Raw genomic sequence first — 21,052 nt, 5'->3', positions numbered from 1 at the left:
GGAAGCGATTTGTTCTGTTTTCATCCATTTTTGCATTCCGCTTTTAGCAGGATACTGGGGGAACTTCCTGTTTGCATAGGCGTTGGCATGATTGACGAAAAAGAAATCCAGGTGCGTTGCTTGCTGGCCAGCTCCTGGTTGTTGACGATGAGCCGGGCGGTGATCGCGCCCTTGCTGGTGCTGACTCTGGGGCGGCAACTGAACTTGAACGGCGAGCAGACCGGTTTGCTGCTGGGCGGAGTCTTGCTGCTGTCCGCCTTGATGGGCTTGTACGGCGGCCATTTGCTGGATCATTGGCCGCGGCGGCCGGTGCTGTTGGGCTCCGTGGCGTTGATCGCGCTGAATTATCTAGTGCTGCCGCTGAGCCAGCAGTTGTGGTGGAGCGCGTTGGCGCTGGCGCTCAGCGAGATCGGCCAGGCGGTGCACAGCATCGCGATCAAGGCCTTGATCAGCGATTTGCTGCCGCCGGAGCGGCGCGGCAAGGCTTTCTCCTTGCGCTACACCCTGGCCAACGTGGGCTGGGCGCTGGGGCCGCTGCTGTGCAGCCTGCTGCTGGCCTGGGGAGGCGACTGGCCGTTCTGGTGCGCGATCGTGTTGGCCGCGGCGGGAGGCCTGGCGACCCCGCGCGGCTCCTGTGCGCCTCGCCGGGAGGCCGGCGCGCCGGCTCCGGGCTTTCTGGCGACGCTGGGCCGTTTGCGGCAAGACCGGGTGCTGGTCTTGTTCACCCTGAGCTGTGCCTTGGCCAACTTGGTGTACGCCCGCTTTTCCAGTTATCTGCCCCTGTATCTGATGCAGTCGCTGCCGGAGGCCGAGGTGTTGCGTTGGATGTCGGCGCTGATCAGCTGCAACGCGGTTGGCGTGGTTTTGCTGCAATATCCGCTGGGCCGGCGGATCAGGGGCTCCGGTTTGATGAAAGCCATCGGCGCCGGCTTCCTCCTGCTGGGGCTGGGGACTTTGGGCTTGGGCTGGGCGCCCGGCGGGCTGCTGGGCATGTGCGCTGCGATGCTGGTGTTCACCGTGGGGGAGATCGTGCTGGTGCCGGCCGAATACCTGTACATAGACGCGATCGCGCCGGAGGACTGCAAAGGCGTCTACTATGGCGCGCAGAATCTGGCCAGCCTGGGCGGGGCGTTGGGGCCGATGTTGGCCGGCTGGATGCTGGCCCGCGCGTCCGGCGGGGTGTTGTTCGCTGTGATGGCGAGCTTGTGCGCGCTGGCCTGGTGGCTGGCGTTGCGCGGCGAGGCCTTGCGACAGGCCCGGGGCATCGGGTGCTGGCAGGCTGCGGCTTTGAAGATCTGAGAACCTGTTCACGATCTGCTGCGCGTCGGCGATACGGCGCTGAAAACCCCTTCGAAATGCTCATGTACGGTGTGTACGTTCCGCTTTCTCCGCCGTTTTCGTCTTGGCTTGCGAGATGGAGTACCGGTTGTGACGCGTGGCGAGCTTTCTCTTTGACGACTTTTTTGTCATGATCAAGCGCTTGTTTGAATCGTCGCGCAGACGACGAAGCAGACGCCGATACGAGGAGAACGCATGGAAAAGCGCCAGCAAGACCACTTTGTCGCGGTGGGCGACGAGCAACTGTATCTGAAACGCATTTATTGCCGGGAGGACGGCCCGCCGGTGTTGCTGCTGCACGGGGTGATGGCCAACGGCCGCACTTTTTACAGCGAGTCCGGTCGAGGGCTGGCCCATTATTTGGCCGAGGCCGGCTGCGATGTATTTGTGGCCGACCTGCGCGGCCGCGGCCGCAGCCAGCCCAAGATCAGCCGCGCTTCGCGCCACGGGCAGACCGAGACCATTTGCGAGGATCTGCCGGCGCTGCATCGCCACATTCGCGAACTCAAGAACGGCGCGCCGGTGCATTGGATGGCGCATTCCTGGGGCGGCGTGCACATGTCCAGCTGCCTGATCCGTTTTCCCGAGCTGGCGGAGCAAGTGGCCAGCCTGGTCTACTTCGGCAGCAAGCGCAGCGTGAGGGTGCGCAATCTGAACAAGCTGGTGGAGGTGGACTTCATGTGGAATATCGCCTCGCGTGTGTTGATACGCCTGTTCGGCTACCTGCCGGCGCGGCGCATCCGGCTGGGGGCGGACGATGAGAGCGACAAGAGTCATCTGCAAAGCAAGCTGTGGGCGCAGCCCAAGCCCTGGGTGGATAGCGACGACGGCTTCGACTACGGCGCCGCCGCCCAAAGCGCGCGCTTGCCGCCAGTCTTGTACTTTGCCGCCGGCAACGATCCCTGTCGCGGCCATCCTGAAGACGTGCGCCGTTTTCGCGATGAATCCGGCCCGCATCTGTCGCGGCTGCGTCTGCTGTCGCGGCGCGCCGGCCACCTGCACGACTACAACCATGTGTCATTATTGACCCATCCTGATGCCATCCGGGACCATTTCCCGCTGGTATTGGCATGGCTGCATGGGCGTTACGAGGAGGTCGTCGAAAATTACTGATAAATCACATTTTCCTGGAGGCGCGGCTGTGGTAGAAATCGCGCCTGGGAGAATGAACCATGACACAAGATTTTGAAGTTTCGCCCTATTTGCTGGGGCCCGTTATCGACAACCTTGCCGAACAGGGCTGGGTCGTGGACCGCAGCCTGTTCACCGTTGAAGAAATCCGCCTGCTGCGCGAGGAGTGCCTGATCAACTGGCAGCAGGGAAAATTCCATGAGGCCGCCGTTGGGCGCGCCGCGCAGCAGAACCGCCGCAGTGAAATCCGTTCGGATTCGGTGCTGTGGCTGGAGCCGGAGCAAGCGGACTCCGCCGCCTCCTTGTATTTCTCCAAGCTGGATGCCGTCCGACAGGCGGTCAACCAGGCGTTTTACATGGGCCTGGAAGACTTGGAGTCCCACTTCGCCGTGTATCCGCAGGGCGCTTTCTATAAAAAACACCTGGACCGCTTTCGCGATGACGACGCGCGCGCGCTGACGGCGGTGCTTTATCTGAACGATGACTGGCCGGCCGAGGCCGGCGGCGAGATGCGCCTGTACCTGGACGAGGAGGGCGAGCGTCATGTCGATGTCCGGCCGGAAGCCGGCACCCTGGCGCTGTTTTTGTCCGACCGCTTCTGGCATGAAGTGTTGCCGGCCGGCCGGCAGCGTTTGTCCATCACCGGTTGGTTTCGCCGCCGCATGGCGACGGCGGCCGGCTGGTAGCCTGGCGGGTCGTGCTAGAATCTTCGCCAAGGATTCCGAATACAAAGGACAGTGAAGATGTCAGGCAATACCATGGGGTTGTTGTTCACGGTGACTTCCTTCGGCGAAAGCCACGGCCCGGCCATTGGCTGCGTGGTGGACGGCTGCCCGCCGGGGCTGGAGATCAACGAAGCCGACATCCAGGCGGAACTGGACCGGCGCAAGCCCGGCACCAGCCGTCACGTCACCCAGCGCCGCGAGCCGGACTCGGTGGAAATCCTGTCCGGCGTGTACGAGGGCAAGACCACCGGCACGCCGATCGCGCTGCTGATCCGCAATACTGATCAGCGCAGCAAGGACTACGGAAATATCGCCGACACCTTCCGTCCCGGTCATGCGGATTATTGCTATTGGCATAAGTACGGCATCCGCGACCCGCGCGGCGGCGGCCGTTCTTCCGCCCGCGAAACGGCGGTGCGGGTGGCCGCCGGCGCCATCGCCAAGAAATGGCTGCATGAACGCTACGGCATCGTTATCCGCGGCCATATGACTCAGATCGGGGAAGTGGCCATTCCCTTCAAAGCTTGGGAGCATGTGTCCGGCAATCCCTTCTTTGCAGCAGACCCCGAGGTGGTGCCGCAGCTGGAGAGCTATATGGACAGCGTGCGCAAGAGTCTGGACTCCATCGGCGCGCGGCTGCGGGTGGTGGCCGAGAACGTGCCGGTGGGCTGGGGCGAGCCGGTGTTCGACCGTCTTGACGCCGACATCGCCCACGCAATGATGAGCATTAACGCGGTCAAGGGCGTGGAAATCGGCGCCGGCTTTGGCTGCGTGACCCAGCGCGGCAGCGAGCACGGCGACGAACTGACGCCACAGGGCTTTGCCAGCAATCACGCCGGCGGCGTGCTTGGCGGGATCTCCACCGGCCAGGACATCGAGGTGTCCATCGCCATTAAGCCGACGTCTTCCATCGCCCAGCCGCGCCGCTCGATAGACAAGCAAGGCCAGCCGCTGACCATGGAAACCCACGGCCGCCACGATCCTTGCGTCGGCATCCGAGCTACCCCCATCGCAGAGGCGATGCTGGCGCTGGTGTTGATCGACCACGCTATGCGTCATCGCGCGCAATGCGGCGATGTTTCGGTAGATACTCCCAGAATTGCCGGCCGAATCGGCTAGACTGTAAACCGTAAGCCGGGACGACGCCGGCATATCCGGTAGGATGGAACATGCTGAAAAATCTGATCAGCGGCCTGACCGGCCGTATGAAGAAATCTTCGGACTCCACGAGCGACGAACAGCCTGTGCCCGCGCCGTTCACCGAGCTGGCTCACGACTCGCCGGCCAGCCGGCAGTTGGAGAACGCGCCGCCGCTGGATTTGCCGCCCACTTTGGGCTTCGTTTCCCATCAGCCGGTGATGGACAGGCTGCAGCGGGTGGTGGCTTACGATTTCTTTGTGCGTCAGGGCAAGCGCAATATCGCAGCCGGCAAGCAGCAGGAGTTTGACAGGCTGATGCTCAGCACCCTGCAGAATATGGACATTTTCCGCTTGCTGGCCTTCCGCCGCGCCTTTGTCCATATCTCCATCGACACCCTGGACGAGCCGATGCTGTCGAATATGCCGGCCAGCAGCGTGATCTTCGTGCTGGAGCCGTCGCAGACCGGTTCGGTGTCCGAGGATATGATCAAGCGGCTGGACGCGCTCAAGCAAAAAGCGATGCGTTTCGCGCTGGAGCCGGCCGCCTATGATCCGGGCTGCTTGCCGGCCCATCTGCAGAACGATCTTTTCAGCCGCATGGACTTCATGATTCTGGATTTCGACGCGCCGTCGGCCAAGGTGTTGGAGCCCATCCTGGATCAATTGCCCAAGCGTTACCCCACTGTGCGCTGGATGGCGCGCAATGTCGGCACCGCGGAGGATCTGGATGTCTGTCTGCGCGGGCCGGGACATAATCGCTTCGCCCTGTTCCACGGGCCTTTCATCGCCACCGTCCGCGCGCTGGAAGGCGGCAAGGTGGATGCCAGCCAGACCCGGGTGCTGCAAATCATGCGCATGTTGCGCGCCAATGCCGCGGCCGCCGAGATCGAAACCCAGTTCAAGCTGGACTCCGTGCTGCTGTTCAAATTGCTGCGTTTCATGAATTCGCCGGTGCACGGCCTGTCGCGCAAGGTGCAGACCATTGAGGAAACCTTGCTGCTGCTGGGCCGGGAAACCTTGTTCAAGTGGCTGTCCATGCTGCTGTTCACCTCGCGCAAGGACGACGGCACCGCGGTGTCGCTGCTGGAAAAATCACTGATCCGCGCCCGCTTGCTGGAGCGCATGGGCAGCTACCGCGGTAACCGTGTGGAGGCCGAGCATCTATTCCTCACCGGCATGTTTTCCATGCTGGACGTTTTGCTGGGCGCGCCTTTCCCCGATGTACTGGACCCACTGGAGCTGGCCTCGCCTGTGCGCGAGGCGGTGGTGGAACAACGCGGCATGTTCGCGCCTTTCCTGTCGATGGCGCTGGCTTGCGAGCAGGGTGACACTGAACAGATCGAGGCGTTGGCCAAGGTGCTGGATTTCGACGTCGATTTGGTCAACCAGTACTATATGGATGCTGCGGTATGGGCGCAGGTAGTGTTGCGCGATAGCGAGGTTCATAACAATGTGGAGGCGGTCTGAGAGGGGGTTAGCTATCGCCTCCGGACCATAAACAAGGCCGCGCCTTTAGGCGCGGCCTTGTTCTATCCGCCGGCTTATTGCTGGCCTTTGTTCTGAGCGGCCGCGTCGTCGGCGCCTGGCGCCGCGCGACGATCTCCCGGAGGTTCGCCATGAGGCGCTCCGCCGGGAGGGGCCCCATGCTGCGGGCCGCCGTCGGCATTGCCGGGAGCATGGCCGCCTTGCGGGCCTCCCTCGTGATTGCCGCCGGAGCCTGGGCCGCCACCTTCATGTCCACCTCCGCCGGAACCGCCCCCGCCACCGTCATGTCCGCCGCCACCGGAACCGCCGCTTCCGCCGTCATGTCCGCCTCCGCCGGAACCGCCCCCGCCGCCGTCATGCCCACCTCCGCCAGAACCGCCGCCTCCGCCTTCATGTCCACCGCCGCCGGAACCTCCTCCTCCGTCATGTCCACTGCCACCTGCCTGGCTGAACAGCGGGCCGTGTGGAAGAGAGAAGGGCAAGGCAGGCGTGGACAGCGAACCTAAGGCGCAAACCAGCGCGGCCAGCAAGGGCAGGCGTTTCATTGGGCAGTCTCCTTGAGCGGTGGCCGGCCAGCCGTGAAAGCGGCGCTGGCGGGGATGAAGTCCGAACGCTTCAGCATAGCCGCTAAACCGCGATGACGCCGTGGCGAGCAAGGAGAAATGCGTGTGGCGTCAGCCGCCCCTCAACCCTAGCGCGTAGCGTATCGCTTCGCGCTTCAGCGGGCCGGCGTGATTAGCCAGGCGCATCCCCAGCTTGCGCGCCAGCCGCAGCGGGGCAATGTCGTTGCCAAAACCATAGCAGAAGCCGTCCATCGCGGTTTGCATGGCCAGATTGGCCGGTTTGCGCGCGCGCTGGTAGCGCTGCAGCGCGTCGACGGCGGCAAAATCCCGGCCTTGGGCCGCGGCTTCAAGGATCACTTCGGCCAGTTTGGCCGCGTCCTGGAAGCCCAGGTTCACGCCTTGGCCGGCCAGCGGGTGGATGGTGTGGGCGGCGTCGCCCACCAGAGCCACGCCGTCCTTGACATAGCGCTGCGCGTGACGGCGGGTCAGCGCAAAGCTGCCCTTGGCCACGATGCGGCGGATATTGCCCAGCTTGCGCGGAAAGGCAGCGTGAAAGGCCGCGGCCAGTTCCGCCTCGTCCAGCGCCAGCAAACGCTGGACTTCCGGAGGGCGGTGATACCAGACCAAGGATCCGTATTGGCCGGTCAGCGGTAAAAAGGCTTGCGGGCCAGTGGGGGTGAAGCGTTGCCAGGTGATGTCCTGTTGTGTTTGTTCCTGCTCGCAGCAGGCCACCAGCGCGTGCATTGGATAATCCCAACTGGTGACGCCGATCCCGGCGGCATCGCGCACCGATGAGCGCGCGCCGTCGGCGGCGACCAGCAAGCGGGCGCTCAACTGACGGCCGTCCTCCAGTTCCACGCGCGAGGCGAAGGGCTGGTAGACGATGCGGCGGATGGCGGCCGGCGCCAGATAGTCGATGTCCGCTTTTCCCAGCAGGGCTTGGGTGGCGGCCAATTGCGCCACTCGGTTTTCCACGATGTGCCCGAGCGCCGCTTCGCCGGCCTCCTCGGCGGTGAACAGCGTGCCGTCGGTTTCCTCGCCTTCCCACACCTGCATGCGCAGATAGGGGGCCGCGCGCATTTCCAGGACCGCGTCCCAGGCGCCGATGCCCGCCAGAAAACGCGCCGAGGCGGGGCTGATCGCCGAAACCCGCAGATCCGGCGGCTGAGTCGCGTCGAACGGGGCGGGCGGCGTCTGCTCCAGCACCGCAATGCTCAGGCCGTGGCCGGACAGCGCGGCGGCAAGCGCCGAGCCCACCATGCCGCCGCCGACGATGAGAATATCGCTGTGTTGCATAAATCCCTTTCCAATCGTTTGCCCGCGCTTTTCCCGAGCGCCGGGTCGCGCGCCAGCATAGCCCATAGGAGGTGCCGCGCGTTTTGGTCTGGATCAAGCCGTTTGCGGTTCCGCCGCCAGCAGCGCGCGCAGCCGCGGCACCACGTGTTGGATGAATACCTCGTTCTTGCGCGGCAACGGGTGCCGGTAAGGGTAGACCAGAAAAGCCGGCCAGCAGTCGTGGCTCCAGCCCGGCAGCACCGGCACCAACTGGCCGGTGGCGAGAAAGCTGTTGGCCACGTAGTGGGGCAGCAGCGCCAGGCCACAGCCGGCCACCGCGCCGGAAACCAGCGGAGAATACTGATTGCAACTGAGCACCGGCCGTACCGGCATGCGCACATAGACGCCGTCTTTTTCCAGCGCCCATTCCACTGTTTCGCTGGGGGCCTTGCTGGAGTCGTACAGCACGCGGTGCAGGCACAAGTCCTCCGGGTGTTCCAGTCTGGGGGCTTGCGCAAGGTAGCCGGGCGAGGCGTAGACGGTTTCGCGCATGAAGCCCAGCGGTTTGGCCACCAGTCCGTCGTCGTAGACATTACGGGTGCGCACGCAAAAATCCAGTCCTTCGGCCACAGGGTCTTGCAGCCGGTTTTCCACTTGCAACTGCATCTCCAGCCCCGGGTACTGATTGGAGAGCTCCGACAAAATGGGCACCAGCAGGAACTGGGCGAAGGCCGAGGCGGAGCTGATCACCAGAGGGCCTTCCACGCAATCCTGAACATTGCCCACGTCGCCGCGCACCCGGTCCAGCATCTCGCGCAATTGGCGCGCGTGTATGGCCAGCCGTTGGCCGGCCTCGGTCAGCGCCACGCGCCGGGTATTGCGCAGCACCAGCACCGTGCCCAGCTCCAGTTCCAGTTGTTTGACCAATTGGCTGACGCGGCTTTTGGCGCAGCCTAACGAGTCGGCCGCCGCGGTGAAGCTGCCGTGGCGGGCCAGCGCGTCGAAGGCCAGCAGAGCATCCGGAGAGGGAGGGTGGTTTGTTTTCATTTCAGAACAGTGTGTGGGTATTTCACGGATTTTATTGTATGGGCATGTAGATTAGCATGCTTTCTTGATCAATAGCAGAACAATTGGAGCGCATCATGGCATGGGGGATCAAGGGGGCTTGGGGTCGGTTTTGGGGGCGGCTGGGCCGCTTGTGGTGGGAGGGCATGCGGGCCCACGCGCAGCGCGCGCTTCGCGACGAAACCGAGGAGCTGGAGCGCGTGAGGTATGCGGCGTTGAGCGGGGGGCGGCAGTGCGCCAATCCGGTCGATTGCGCCCGGAACCGACGAGTATTTCATTAACCGTGATGTTGAATCGAGGAGAAACGAAAATGCGGGATACCAGAGCGGTAGTAACGGGGTTTTTGAACGAGGTGCGTTCCGGACGCAATCCGGATGCGGCGAGCGACTATCTGGCGGCTAAGGTATTGGCGCATCAACTGGTGGCGGAGTCGCCGTACACGCTGGAGCGCAGCCCGGCGGATTACGCGGCGCACGTGCGCGAGTTCCTGCGCGACTACGGCGCTTTCGAACTTCGGGTGGACGAACTGCTGGTGGACGGAGACAAGGCGTACGCGCGCTGGACTCAGATTGGGCGAAATCTGGCCGGCAGCGGCGAGCCGGTGCGGCAAATCGGCAGCGCCTGCTATCGGGTGGAGGAGGGACGCATTGTCGAGTATTGGATACAAAGCAGCTGAGTCGTAGTCGCGGTTTGCATGCGGAGCATCTCTTGTTTAAGTTATTGTCATAATTTTGTATTAATTGCAGGTCAATTAATATCGTCTTTCAGTTTTATCAAACATGGCCGATATTGCATAAATATAATGACCGCCAAGATGACAATAAGGAGCTGTAAATGGGGATGCTTGGACGCAAGCGCCAACTGGCGCTTTGTCTGCTGTTGTTGACGGCTCAGGTTTGGGCGGAAGAGGCCGCGCCGGCCGAAGGGTCTCAACCCAAGACGGTGATCAAGTTGCCGCTGAAGTTGAAGCCGGCGGCGCCCGACGCCCATAAGGCGGAACCGGCCAAGCCGGCAGCTCCGGCAGCGGAACACAAGCCCGAAGCCAAGCCGGCCGCTAAAGCGGAGGCCAAGCCCGAAGCGAAGCACGCGGAAGCCAAGCCGGCCGAGGGCAAGCCCGCTGAGGCCAAACATGCCGAAACCAAGCCGCCGGAGAAATTGGAGCCGGCGGTGAAGATGGCGCCGCCGCCGGCGGCCAAGAATTTGAGCGAGCCCAGCCCGGAAGTGCATGCGCCGGTGAAAAAGCGCCGCGTGGCCAAGCCCAAGCGCAAGGCGGCTCCGGCCGAGCACGGTGACGCGCACGCCGGTGCGCATCTCGCCTCCGAAGCCCAGCAAGTGCGCGGCGTGGTGGACGCTATCGTCGAAGCCAACGCCCGCTATATGAAGTCGCACGACAAGGCCTATTTCGAGCGATTCGCCGAGCATCAGAGCCCGCGCGCCACCGTGGTGACCTGCTCGGACTCCCGGGTGCAAACCAACGCCTTTCACGCCGACGCGGTCAACGATCTGTTCATGGTGCGCGACATCGGCAATCAACTGGCCACCGCCGAGGGCTCGGTGGAGTACGGGGTGAGGCATTTGCATACCCCCTTGCTGATCATCATCGGCCATGCCGCCTGCGGTGCGATCAAAGCCGCCTCCGGCGACTACGGCGCTCTGGAGCCGGCGATACGCAAAGAGTTGGCCACCATCGATATTCCCAAGGGCATTGACCCCACCAACGGCGCGCTGCTGAACGTCAACAACCAAGTGGAAACTGCGATCATGACCTACGCCGGCGAAGTGGAGGCCGGCAAGCTGGCGGTGCTGGGCGCGTTCTACGACTTCCGCAACGATCTGAAGCAAGGCTATGGCAAGCTGGTGATCACCAATCTGAACGGCGAGACCGATCCGGCCAAGATCCGTGAAATGACCCGCGCCGGCCAGTTCTTTAAATACAGCTTTATGAAATAGCGGCACGCCGCTTTTTTGCTTTGCCGCCATGGCCGCCGTCAGGCGGCCATTCTATTTGCGCGGCGTCGGCGCGGTAGCGTCTCCATTACAGCGGATGCGCGCGCTTTTCCCCTCATGATTCCGGTTGGGACATTTTTTCTCCGCTTAATCCGTATTTGTTTGGCAATGCGCAAAAACGAATATCGTTTTTTCGCTTAGCATGAGCTTATTGATGCCGCCGCTATGGTTTCGCGTTTGCGGGCGACAGGGTTTTCTGCGTTGAAAGCGTATTGATGTAATGCGCTTGCTACAAGAAAGTTTTTAAGCGATGAGAATGAGCGGTGAATGGACAATAATATTGTCTAGATTATATTTTCATAAATGAAAATAAATTGTCACCAATTAGTCATTTTCTCGCCGCAACAGGTTTAACTGTTTGGGAGACTTGAAATGACCGTAGGCAATGAATTGGAATTGGACGCGCTGGTGGCGCGTGTGAAAAAAGCGCAGGCCGCGTTTGCCGGCTTCAGCCAGGAGCAGGTGGACCACATCTTCCGCTCGGCGGCGCTGGCCGCCGCGGACGCGCGGATACCGCTGGCCAAGATGGCGGTGGCGGAAACCGGCATGGGCGTGTTGGAGGACAAGGTGATCAAGAACCACTTCGCCTCCGAATACATCTACAACAAGTACAAGGACGATAAAACCTGCGGCGTGCTGGCCGAGGACGACACCTTCGGCACCATCACCATCGCCGAGCCGATCGGCTTGATCTGTGGCATCGTGCCCACCACCAACCCCACCTCCACCGCCATTTTCAAGGCCTTGATTTCCTTGAAGACGCGTAACGGCATCATTTTCTCGCCGCACCCGCGCGCCAAGCGCTCCACTTGCGAAGCTGCGCGTTTGGTGTTGCAGGCGGCGGTGGCGGCCGGCGCTCCGCCGGATATCATCGGCTGGATAGACGAGCCTTCGGTGGCCTTGTCCAATCAACTGATGCACCACCCTGACCTCAATCTGATCCTGGCCACCGGCGGGCCGGGCATGGTGCGGGCCGCTTACTCCTCAGGCAAGCCGGCTATCGGCGTCGGCGCCGGCAATACCCCGGCGGTGATAGACGAGACCGCCGACATCAAGCGCGCCGTCGCCTCCATCCTGATGTCCAAGACCTTCGACAACGGCGTGGTCTGCGCGTCGGAGCAGTCCGTCATCATCGTCGACGAAATCTACGAGGCGGTGCGCGAGCGCTTCGCCAAGCACGGCGGCTACATCCTGTCCAAACGCGAAGCGGAGGCGGTGCGCAAGGTGATTCTGCAGGACGGCGGCCTCAACGCCGCCATCGTCGGCCAGAGCGCGGCCAAGATCGCAGCGATGGCTGGCATCGAAACGCCGCCGGCCACCAAGGTGCTGATCGGCGAAGTCAGCGATGTATCCGCCGCCGAAGCCTTTGCCCATGAAAAACTGTCGCCGACATTGGCGATGTACCGCGCCAGCGACTTCATCGACGCTTGCGACAAGGCCGCGGCGCTGGTGGCGATGGGCGGCATCGGCCACACCTCGGCGCTGTACACCGATCAGGACTTGCAAGGAGAGCGCATCCGCTACTTTGGCGACAAGATGAAAACCGCGCGCATCCTGATCAACACGCCGTCCTCGCAAGGCGGCATCGGCGATCTCTACAACTTCAGCCTGGCGCCGTCGCTGACCCTGGGCTGCGGCTCCTGGGGCGGCAACTCTATCTCGGAAAACGTAGGCCCCAAACACCTGATCAACAAGAAGACCGTGGCCAAGAGGGCCGAAAACATGCTGTGGCATAAGCTGCCCAAGTCCATTTATTTCCGCCGCGGCTGCCTGCCGGTGGCGCTGGAAGACCTGTCCGGCAAACGCCGCTGCCTGATCGTCACCGGCCAGTATCTGTTCGACAATGGTTTCGTGGACGAGCCTATCCGTCTGCTGAAGAAAATGGGTTTGGAGGTGGAGGTGTTCTTCGAGGTGCCTGCCGATCCGACGCTGGCGGTGGTGCGCAAGGGCGCGGACCTGGCGCATGCTTTCAAGCCTGACGTGATCATGGCTTTGGGCGGCGGGTCGCCGATGGACGCGGCCAAGATCATGTGGGTGATGTATGAGCATCCGGAAGTGCATTTCGAAGACTTGGCGCTGCGCTTCATGGACATCCGCAAACGGATTTACCAGTTCCCTAAACTGGGGCGCAAAGCGGAGTTGGTGGCGGTGCCCACCACCTCCGGCACCGGTTCGGAAGTGACGCCGTTCGCCGTGGTCACCGATGAGAACACCGGGGTCAAATACCCGATCGCCGACTACGAACTGACGCCGAACATGGCCATTGTCGACGCCAATCTGGTGATGAATATGCCCAAGTCGCTGACCGCCTTCGGCGGCATCGACGCGGTGACTCATGCGCTGGAAGCCTACGTTTCTGTGATGGCCAACGAGTATTCGGACCCGCAGGCTTTGCAGGCGCTGAAGCTGTTGAAGGATTACCTGCCGTCCGCCTATCGCAACGGCGCCGGCGATCCCAAGGCGCGCGAGCAGGTGCACAACGCCGCCACCATCGCCGGCATCGCCTTCGCCAACGCTTTCCTCGGCGTTTGCCATTCGATGGCGCACAAGATTGGCGCCGAATTCGGCCTGGCCCACGGCCTGGCCAACGCGCTCTTGATCAGCAATGTGATTCGCTACAACGCCGCCGATGTGCCGACCAAGCAGACCGCCTTCAGCCAGTACGACCGGCCCAAGAGTGTGGCGCGCTACGCTGAAATCGCCCGCCACCTGGGCCTGGAAGCCAGTCGCGACCACGAGCGGGTGGAGAAGCTGATCGAATGGGTGGACGCGCTCAAGCGCACGCTGGACATTCCGGCGTCCATTCAGGCCGCCGGTGTGGCCGAGGCGGACTTCCTGGCCAAGGTGGACTTGCTGGCGGAAGCCGCTTTCGATGACCAGTGCACTGGCGCCAACCCGCGCTACCCGCTGATCAGCGAATTGAAGCAGCTGCTGTTGGACAGCTATTACGGCCGCGCCTACAAGGAAAGCTGGGAGCGCGAAGCGGGCGCGGAAGCCAAGCCCGAGGAGCGCCCGGCCAAGGGCAAGCTCAAGGCGGTGTGAGCCCCGCAGCCGCCCTTCAAGCCGCCGCGCGTCAGCCCGGCGGTTTTTTCTTTGCGCAACGGCCGGCTCAGTATTTGAAATAGCCTATGGTCTGCGCCAGCTCCACCGCCTGCTCGCTCATGCCGCGCGCGGTGGCGGTCAGTTGTTCCGACGCCGCGGCGTTGGCTTGCATCGACCGGCTGATTTCGCTGACGCCCTGATTGATCTGTTCCACCTGCAGCGCTTGCTGGTTGGATGACTGGTTGATGTCTTGCACGAAGCTGGCGGTGCTTTGTATCGTCGGCAACATCTGGTTGAACAGTTCGCCCGCGTGTTCGGCGCGGCGCACGCTGCTTTGCGTCAGCTGGCTGATTTCCTTGGCCGCCTGCTGACTGCGCGCCGCCAGCTTGCGCACTTCTCCTGCCACCACCGCGAAGCCGCGGCCGTGTTCGCCGGCGCGCGCGGCCTCTATCGCCGCATTCAGCGCCAGCAGATTGGTTTGATAGGCGATATCGTCGATGATCAGCACTTTATTGGCGATATCCCACATCGCGGCGATGGTTTCGTCCACCGCTTGGCCACCGGCAGCCGCATGCCTGCTGCTGTCGCTGGCCATCTGGTTCGTGGTGCGGGCATCGTCCCGATTCTTCCACACGAAAGCGGAGATCTGTTCGAGACTGGCGCTGTTCTTGTCGATGTTGTTGGCCTGCTCTGCCGCTTGCTGGCTCAGTGTGTCCACTGCCTGGCTGATCTGACGCGCGGCGTTGGCCAGGTCCGAGGAGAAGGCGTCGATATGTCCCAGAATGCCGGCCAGCTTAGCCACCAGCCGGCGCGTGGATTCTGCCAGGTCGCCCAGCTCGTCCTGGCTGGTGTAGCGCGGAGGTGCGGTCAGATCGCCATCGGCGATGGCGTGCAGGGCTTGGCTCACTTCGCGGATGGGCTGATGCAGCAGGCGGCGCACCAGCAGGGACAGCACCATGACGGTGACCAGATCCAGCAGCAGGATTTCCGCCGATACCCGCCACAGTACCGCGTGCAGTTTCTCGCGGATTTCTTCCGTGGACACTTGCAGGCTTAGTTTGCCGACAGTGCGCGCGGTCGCGCCGTCGTGAAAGACCACGATGCGTTCGCGGGTCATATCCGCATCAGAGGCCGGCTTTCCGACGCGAAGCAGCGAGCCGTCGGCCTCGCGGCGGTAACCTGCGAACGGCGCGCCGTTGGCGTCGCGGACGAAAATGCCGCGGAGCGCGCGTTTTCCCATCTCCGCCTCCAGCACCCGCAAGCCTTGGGCGCTGTCGAAATTCCACATCGGCCCGGCCAGGTTTGTCGCCAGCCGCGCGCCGATCGCGGCGATTTCGCTGTCCAGCGCCTGGCGCAATTCCTGTTGGGTGCGCCAGTAGTCCAGCGCGCCGAACGCCGCCAGCAGGACGGACATGATGAGCATGAAGGCCAGGTTGAGCTTCAGGCTGAGGCTGTGGTGCCGCATAGGTGCATGCTCCCGGCTCGATAAACCGATTCAACGCTTTATTGATAGCACCTGTCGGCTTTGGTAGGACTATTGGATGCCGAAGATCAAGACCGGTGGTGGGCTGCGCGCAGGGGGATGTTGGCGCCGATGCGGGGGAATCGGCATTAAGAGTCGTATTTATGCTTCTTGCGCGTATCTATATTCTGAAACATGACATGACAAAGGTCTTGAGGTAATCTCCTGCCCCATGTGTTATGGGTTACAACGACAATCCCAAGCCATAACATCGGCGGCGGCGCTGCTCTTGAACCTGTTTACGACCTGCTGGGTGTTGCGGAGCGTTACACCGTGAGTGCCTTTTCCGAAATGCTCTCCCGAGATCGTGAACAGGCTCTAAGAACGTGTTTACGATCTCGCGAGCAAGAGCGAGACAAGGCGAAAACGACCGAAAAAGCGGAATGTACTCGTGGTACATGAGCATTTTTAGGGTGTTTTCAATGCTGTATCGCCGAAGCGCAGCAGATGGTAAACGGGTTCTAAGCGCCAAGGCCTCAACCCTTACGCAATACAAAGACAGTTAAAGGAGCAACTATGCAACCTGCTCAGGACTCCCTGCACAGGGGACTGGAAGAGCGGCATATCAACCTCATGGCTCTTGGCGCCACCATTGGCGTCGGCCTGTTTCTGGGGTCGGCCACCGCCATCAAAATGGCCGGCCCCGCCATCATGCTGGCTTACGCCCTAGGCGGCTTCGCCATCTTCCTGATCATGCGCGCGCTGGGAGAAATGGCCATTCATAACCCGGTGGCCGGATCGTTTAGCCGTTACGCGCTGGATTACCTCGGCCCCTTGGCCGGCTACCTGACTGGCTGGAACTATTGGTTTCTGTGGCTGGTGACTTGCATGGCGGAAATCACCGCCGTCGGCGTCTACATGGGTATCTGGTTCCCGGACATTCCGGCCTGGTATTGGGCCCTGGCCGCGCTGGTGGCCATGGGCGGCGTCAACTTCATCGCGGTCAAGGCCTATGGCGAATTCGAGTTCTGGTTCGCACTGATCAAAATCGTCACTATTGTGTTGATGATCATCGGCGGCCTGGGCATGATCGTGTTCGGCCTGGGCCACGGCGGGGTGGCCACCGGCATCTCCAATCTATGGAGTCACGGTGGCTTCATGCCCAACGGCTTCAGCGGCGTGCTGATGTCGCTGCAAATGGTGATGTTCGCTTATTTGGGCGTGGAAATGCTGGGCCTGACCGCCGGCGAAGCCAAGAACCCGAAAAAAGCGCTGGCTCGCGCGGTGGATTCGGTATTCTGGCGCATTCTGATTTTCTACATCGGCGCGCTGTTCGTCATTCTGGCTATTTACCCGTGGAATGAACTGGGCACCCGCGGCAGCCCCTTCGTGCTGACTTTCGAGCAGTTGGGCATCCCCGCCGCCGCCGGCATCATCAACTTCGTGGTGCTCACCGCCGCGCTGTCTTCGTGCAATAGCGGTATTTTCAGCACCGGCCGCATGTTGTACAACCTGGCCCAGCAACAGCAGGCGCTGCCTGTGTTCGCCAAGGTGTCGCGCCAAGGCGTGCCGGTGTTCGCCTTGCTGATGTCGGTATTCGCGCTGCTGATGGGCGTGCTGCTCAACTACCTGGCGCCCAAGGAGGTATTCACCTGGTTGACCGCGATTTCCACCTTTGGGGCGATCTGGACCTGGGTGATCATTCTGCTGGCCCAACTGCGCTTCCGTCGCACTCTGAGCCGCGAGCAGCTGGCGGCGCTGGCCTACAAGATGCCGTTTTGGCCGTATGGTTCTTACATCGCAATGGGATTCTTGATCCTAGTGGTGGGCTTGATGGCTTATTTCCCGGACACTCGCATCGCCTTGATTATTGGCCCGGGTTGGCTGGCCTTCCTTGTGGTGGCCTACTATCTGCTGGGCTACCACAAGCGCAGCGCCGAGGAAGTGGCGCGGCTGGCGCAAAACGCCCGCTGACGTTTGCCCGCTTCCAGCCGCAATGAAAAACCCGCTCGCAAGGAGCGGGTTTTTTGCGTCTCAACGCGGCAGCCAGCTGCCGCGCAGCGAGTAATCTCCCGGCTGCTGCCGGGTGGGGCCGCTGAGCGGATGAGCCGGCGGGGGGGCGTGTTGCTCGCAATTGCTCTGGCCGAAGCAACGCGGCAGCGGGTTGAAGCCGGCGCTGGGGCAACCCGGGGGCGGGTTGATGCCGATGCAATGCTGCATCCGCTCTCTTTGCCTCCGTTCCCGCATGCTGGGCGTGCTCAGATCCGCTTTGACCGAAAAATCAGGGCCGGCGTCCAGGTCTTTCAACTGCACCGCGCTTTTGAACTTGAGCGGCTTGTTCTTTTTATCCGTCGGCTTCATTGATGGTTTGGCGCGAGCGTCCCACGGATCTTTCAAGGCGAAGTCGTAAGAAGGCAGGGGTGCCGCCGTCAGGCTCGCGCTCAAGGCGGCCAGCGACAGCAATAGGGCGTGTCTACACTGCATGATGAATCTTTGTCCTGCGATGGCAATGCCGCCGACGCCCGGCTGCTGCCAGGCAGGGAGGGGCGCGCGGAATGCTCTTGTTGGGGGATCTGGCTGGCGCGGCGGTAGCCGCGGTGGCTGTGCGCCGCTCACCGAAATTCCAATGGGAGCGGGCGGATGCTTTTTATAACATCAAAGTTTTTCAGCTGGCAATAAGATGCAATGACATGTGAAGCCGAGCGCGGCTTAATCTGGAGGACGCGGCTTCGGCTGTTCATGCTCATGGAGACCCTAAATGGCGCATTATCTGGTGGAACTGTACAGCCCAAAGCCGGCTTGGCTGGCTTTGAGTTTTTTGCACCGCACCGATTTCCTGGACCAAGTCAAAACTAATATCGAGGCGCTGCCTGGCCTGGGCATTCAATTGCTGACTTTAAGCCAGATTTCCGCCGACGCGGATCAGGCTGTGCCCTATCGTTTCCTGGGCGTGTGGAGCCTGCCGAGCCAAGAGGCCTGCGAGGCGATGCTGGCCGGTATCCGCGCCAGCGGTTGGTACGATTATTTCGACCACGTCAACGCGGTGGGCGCGGCCGGCGGCGTGGACGTTCATCTGGCGGACCTGCTGCAGGTCAAGTAAGGCAGGCCGCGGGTTGCCGGCTCATAGGCGGCCAGGATGTGTTCGAAGGCTCCGCTAGATTCGGGCATGGGGGGCTCCGGCAGGCGTGGACTTGGCCGGCCGCTGTACCCCCACGAAAACCCGCAATGCCATTGGTTGCGAGAGCGGCAACCGTTTTTCAGGAATATTTGGCTGCGATGTAGCTACGGCAGAAGCGTGCGGTCATGCCCGCGATCAGCGCGCTGGCGTCGTCGATATCGGTGAGCGCGCGCTTGGGCGGCGGGTTCTCCGACGCGCCGTGACGGGCGTAGATGCCCAGGATGCTGGTGTTGTTGCAGGCGGCGGTGAACAGGCTGAGCTGCTCCGGGTCGGCGAAGGCGTCGATGTCCTTGGCGTAGTGTTTGACGCTGTCCAGTATCTTGTACAGCGTGCTCCAGGCCAGCACATTTTCCAGCGTGGTGTTGGTGGAGATCAGCCCCAGCAGGAACAGCAGATCGCGCAGGCAGGGGTCGTGCTTGGCCAGGTAGAGCAGATAGGACGGGTAGCGTTGGCGGGAATTCTCGTAGCGGGTGTGAATCTGGTCGATCCTGGGGTTGTGGCTGAACGGTTCTTCTTCGATCCGGTGGGCGCTGATGGGATAGCGGCAGCCGTTTTCGTAAGCGCTGAAGCCCAGAAACTGGACCGGCATGCTGCTGACGCTGGTCGTTGAGCAGCAGCTGCAAGAGACGTTGGGAAACGTGCTCAGTTCGTCGATATGGCGAGAATAGGCGTAGAACTGCATGCCGATGTGGTCGTTTTCGTAGCCCAGGTCGATGTCGTTGCCGAAGAAATTATGGGCGAGGTCGGGACAGTAGCCGCTGGCGGCGACGGTGATTTCCCACTTGTGTACCGGCGACATGAAGCTTCCCTGGCTGCGGTAAGAAGCTGTTCAAAGTCTGCTGCGCTTCGTGAAGCGTTGCACGGTGAGTACAAACTCAAAATGCTTATGTGCCACTCGTACACTCCGCTTTTTCGCTTGTTTTCGCCTTGCCTCGCCCTTGCTCGCGAGATCGTAAACAGACTCAAAGACGAATGGGCAAGACGCGCTTGGCGTTATTTCCCGCGCCGGATGCTAGCGCAGTTAAATATCAAATGAGTAAACGTTTTGGCATCTCAAGCGAATCGTCATTGTTTTGCGGCTTGGCGCCGCGGGGATATTCAGGCTGCGCCGAAGCTCTGGCGAACGGGGGCCACGGCCCCCCATTCGCTTTTGGCTGCGCAGCTTGGGTTCAGAACAAGCTGGGCTGCGCGCCTTGTGGATGGTCAATCACAGCCTCGGTGCTGCCTTCGGCCAGAAGCAGGCTGACGCGTTCGTGGTTGCGGAGCTCTTTCGGGGACTTGACCGCGGTGCCGTCCTGTTTTTGCACGATGGCGTAGCCGCGGGCCAGCACCGCTTCAGGGTTGAGCGCCAACAGGGTGGCGGCCAGGGTGTCCAGCTTCTGCGTTTGCCGGATGAGCAGGTCCTGGCGCGCGCGTTGCAACCGGGTTTGCAAACGGTCCATGGCTTGGGCTGCATGCACCAGGTCCGGCCGCCGGCGCTGCAGCTTGCTGTCCGCCAGTTGCAGCGCCCAGCGCCGTTGTTCGAACAGACCGCTCAGCCGGCGTTGCAGCCGTTCTTGCTGACGCTGGAGCGTCTCGCGCTGGCGTTGCAGCTTTTCGCCCGGATGAGCCAGCCGACGCGCCAAGTAATCCAGTTGCTGAGACTTGTCGGTGAGCAGGCGGCCGAGTGCGCGTTCCAGGCCGCGCTTGGCGGTTTCGAGCTGAGCGTTCAGGTGTTCGCGGCTGGGGGAAACCAGTTCCGCGGCGGCGGTGGGCGTGGGGGCTCGCTTGTCGGCGACGAAGTCGCAGATGGTGAAGTCGGTTTCGTGGCCGACGCCGCTGACGGTGGGAATGGGGCTGGCGGCCACCGCGCGGGCGACGATTTCCTCGTTGAACGACCACAGGTCTTCAATGCTGCCTCCGCCGCGGCAGACGATGAGCACGTCCACCTCGCGCCGTTCGCCGGCGCGGCGGACGGCGTCGGCTACTTGCTGGGCGGAGCCTTCACCCTGCACCTGGGCCGGGTAGAGAATCACCGGGATGCCGGGCATGCGCCGGCGCAGGGTGCTGACCACGTCGCGCAAGGCGGCGGCGGCCGGCGAGGTGACGATGCCGATGGCGGCTGGGTGGGCAGGCAAGGGGCGCTTGTTCGCGGGATTGAACAGGCCCTCGGCTTGCAGCTTGGCCTTGAGCTTTTCAAAGGCCTCGTACAGGCGGCCCAGGCCGGCGGAACGCATCTGATCGACGTTGATCTGGAAGTCGCCGCGGGCCTCGTACAGGGTGACGGTGCCCTTGAGCTCCACCTGCATGCCTTCGGCCGGGCGGAAGGGCAGTTGCGACACCTTGCCGCGGAACATCACGCAGCGGACCTGGGCGCCGCCGTCCTTCAAGGAGAAATAGGCGTGCCCGGACGCGGCCAGGGTGAGGTTGGAGATCTCTCCGCCTATCCACATCGGCGGTAGTCCGCTTTCCAGCAGATCGCGCGCCATGCGGTTGAGGGAGGAGACGCTGATGACGTCGTTCTGGGGTGCGGTAAAAAACATGGTTGTCAAGTGATCCACAGCGGTGGGTGGAAAATATTTTCAGCTAAAGCGAGTTGCAGCTTGGCTTGCGTAGCGTTTGATATCTCTAAAAAATTCAACAAAATCAATAACTTGATTGTT

17 protein-coding genes are annotated in these 21,052 nt (G+C 62.2%); 10 read left to right on the top strand and 7 right to left on the bottom strand.

The features are described 5' to 3' along the window. The first annotated feature begins 87 nt into the window (after nucleotides 1-87). From MOV80_RS03415 to MOV80_RS03395, 5 genes are all read left to right on the top strand, one after another. Nucleotides 88-1,299, top strand: coding sequence for an MFS transporter (locus MOV80_RS03415; protein ID WP_249604835.1), 1,212 nt, complete (start codon nucleotides 88-90; stop codon nucleotides 1,297-1,299). Between the two features lie 234 nt (nucleotides 1,300-1,533). After that, a complete protein-coding gene (locus MOV80_RS03410) occupies nucleotides 1,534-2,451 on the top strand; it encodes an alpha/beta fold hydrolase (protein WP_249604834.1) in 918 nt (305 codons plus the stop codon). Nucleotides 2,452-2,510: 59 nt separating this feature from the next. Beyond that, nucleotides 2,511-3,155, top strand: a complete 645-nt coding sequence (locus tag MOV80_RS03405) for a 2OG-Fe(II) oxygenase (RefSeq protein ID WP_052052151.1) — start codon at nucleotides 2,511-2,513, stop codon at nucleotides 3,153-3,155. A 57-nt stretch (nucleotides 3,156-3,212) separates the two neighbouring features. Then, a complete protein-coding gene (gene aroC, locus MOV80_RS03400; RefSeq protein ID WP_043592693.1) occupies nucleotides 3,213-4,313 on the top strand; it encodes a chorismate synthase in 1,101 nt (366 codons plus the stop codon). Between the two features lie 50 nt (nucleotides 4,314-4,363). Then, nucleotides 4,364-5,800, top strand: coding sequence for an HDOD domain-containing protein (locus MOV80_RS03395; protein WP_043592691.1), 1,437 nt, complete (start codon nucleotides 4,364-4,366; stop codon nucleotides 5,798-5,800). A 7-nt stretch (nucleotides 5,801-5,807) separates the two neighbouring features. Here MOV80_RS03395 and MOV80_RS03390 read toward each other — a convergent pair whose 3' ends face one another. The 3 genes from MOV80_RS03390 to MOV80_RS03380 form a co-directional block, all read right to left on the bottom strand. Then, nucleotides 5,808-6,245, bottom strand: a complete 438-nt coding sequence (locus tag MOV80_RS03390; protein WP_161523207.1) for a hypothetical protein — start codon at nucleotides 6,243-6,245, stop codon at nucleotides 5,808-5,810. Nucleotides 6,246-6,492: 247 nt separating this feature from the next. Further along, nucleotides 6,493-7,677 (bottom strand): FAD-dependent monooxygenase, encoded by a 1,185-nt coding sequence (locus MOV80_RS03385; RefSeq protein WP_019102669.1) that lies wholly within the window; start codon nucleotides 7,675-7,677, stop codon nucleotides 6,493-6,495. Between the two features lie 93 nt (nucleotides 7,678-7,770). Beyond that, nucleotides 7,771-8,703 (bottom strand): LysR family transcriptional regulator, encoded by a 933-nt coding sequence (locus MOV80_RS03380; RefSeq protein WP_081574633.1) that lies wholly within the window; start codon nucleotides 8,701-8,703, stop codon nucleotides 7,771-7,773. 328 nt (nucleotides 8,704-9,031) lie between these two features. Between MOV80_RS03380 and MOV80_RS03375 the strand changes: the two genes are divergently transcribed. The 3 genes from MOV80_RS03375 (at nucleotide 9,032) to adhE (ending at nucleotide 13,770) form a co-directional block, all read left to right on the top strand. Next, nucleotides 9,032-9,397 (top strand): ester cyclase, encoded by a 366-nt coding sequence (locus MOV80_RS03375; protein WP_081574635.1) that lies wholly within the window; start codon nucleotides 9,032-9,034, stop codon nucleotides 9,395-9,397. A gap of 158 nt (nucleotides 9,398-9,555) precedes the next feature. Beyond that, on the top strand, nucleotides 9,556-10,671 hold the full coding sequence (locus tag MOV80_RS03370) for a carbonic anhydrase (RefSeq protein ID WP_240333854.1): 1,116 nt from the start codon (nucleotides 9,556-9,558) through the stop codon (nucleotides 10,669-10,671). 429 nt (nucleotides 10,672-11,100) lie between these two features. Continuing rightward, nucleotides 11,101-13,770 (top strand): bifunctional acetaldehyde-CoA/alcohol dehydrogenase, encoded by a 2,670-nt coding sequence (adhE, locus tag MOV80_RS03365; protein ID WP_118266625.1) that lies wholly within the window; start codon nucleotides 11,101-11,103, stop codon nucleotides 13,768-13,770. A 67-nt stretch (nucleotides 13,771-13,837) separates the two neighbouring features. On the opposite strand, the gene MOV80_RS23410 is transcribed toward adhE, so the two are convergent. Next, nucleotides 13,838-15,235, bottom strand: coding sequence for a methyl-accepting chemotaxis protein (locus tag MOV80_RS23410; protein ID WP_107731570.1), 1,398 nt, complete (start codon nucleotides 15,233-15,235; stop codon nucleotides 13,838-13,840). Between the two features lie 573 nt (nucleotides 15,236-15,808). Between MOV80_RS23410 and MOV80_RS03350 the strand changes: the two genes are divergently transcribed. Next, complete coding sequence (locus MOV80_RS03350; protein ID WP_043592678.1) at nucleotides 15,809-17,206, top strand: amino acid permease; 1,398 nt, start codon at nucleotides 15,809-15,811, stop codon at nucleotides 17,204-17,206. 60 nt (nucleotides 17,207-17,266) lie between these two features. Here MOV80_RS03350 and MOV80_RS03345 read toward each other — a convergent pair whose 3' ends face one another. Further along, nucleotides 17,267-17,716 carry a hypothetical protein gene (locus MOV80_RS03345; RefSeq protein WP_152596947.1) on the bottom strand — a complete coding sequence of 150 codons (450 nt, stop codon included), beginning with the start codon at nucleotides 17,714-17,716 and terminating at the stop codon, nucleotides 17,267-17,269. Between the two features lie 274 nt (nucleotides 17,717-17,990). Between MOV80_RS03345 and MOV80_RS03340 the strand changes: the two genes are divergently transcribed. After that, entirely contained in the window at nucleotides 17,991-18,332 is a 342-nt protein-coding gene (locus tag MOV80_RS03340) for a DUF6616 family protein (protein WP_019100242.1), read from the top strand. A gap of 157 nt (nucleotides 18,333-18,489) precedes the next feature. Here the strand turns inward: MOV80_RS03340 and MOV80_RS03335 are convergent, their stop codons facing one another. Both MOV80_RS03335 and xseA read right to left on the bottom strand, forming a co-directional pair. Next, on the bottom strand, nucleotides 18,490-19,209 hold the full coding sequence (locus tag MOV80_RS03335) for a hypothetical protein (protein ID WP_118266629.1): 720 nt from the start codon (nucleotides 19,207-19,209) through the stop codon (nucleotides 18,490-18,492). Between the two features lie 370 nt (nucleotides 19,210-19,579). Next, on the bottom strand, nucleotides 19,580-20,932 hold the full coding sequence (xseA, locus tag MOV80_RS03330) for an exodeoxyribonuclease VII large subunit (RefSeq protein ID WP_019100244.1): 1,353 nt from the start codon (nucleotides 20,930-20,932) through the stop codon (nucleotides 19,580-19,582). Nucleotides 20,933-21,052: the final 120 nt, after the last annotated feature.

Source organism: Chromobacterium sp. IRSSSOUMB001 (genome assembly GCF_023507765.1).
Classification (GTDB): Bacteria; Pseudomonadota; Gammaproteobacteria; order Burkholderiales; family Chromobacteriaceae; genus Chromobacterium; species Chromobacterium haemolyticum.
This window is presented reverse-complemented; position numbering and strand designations above follow the sequence as displayed.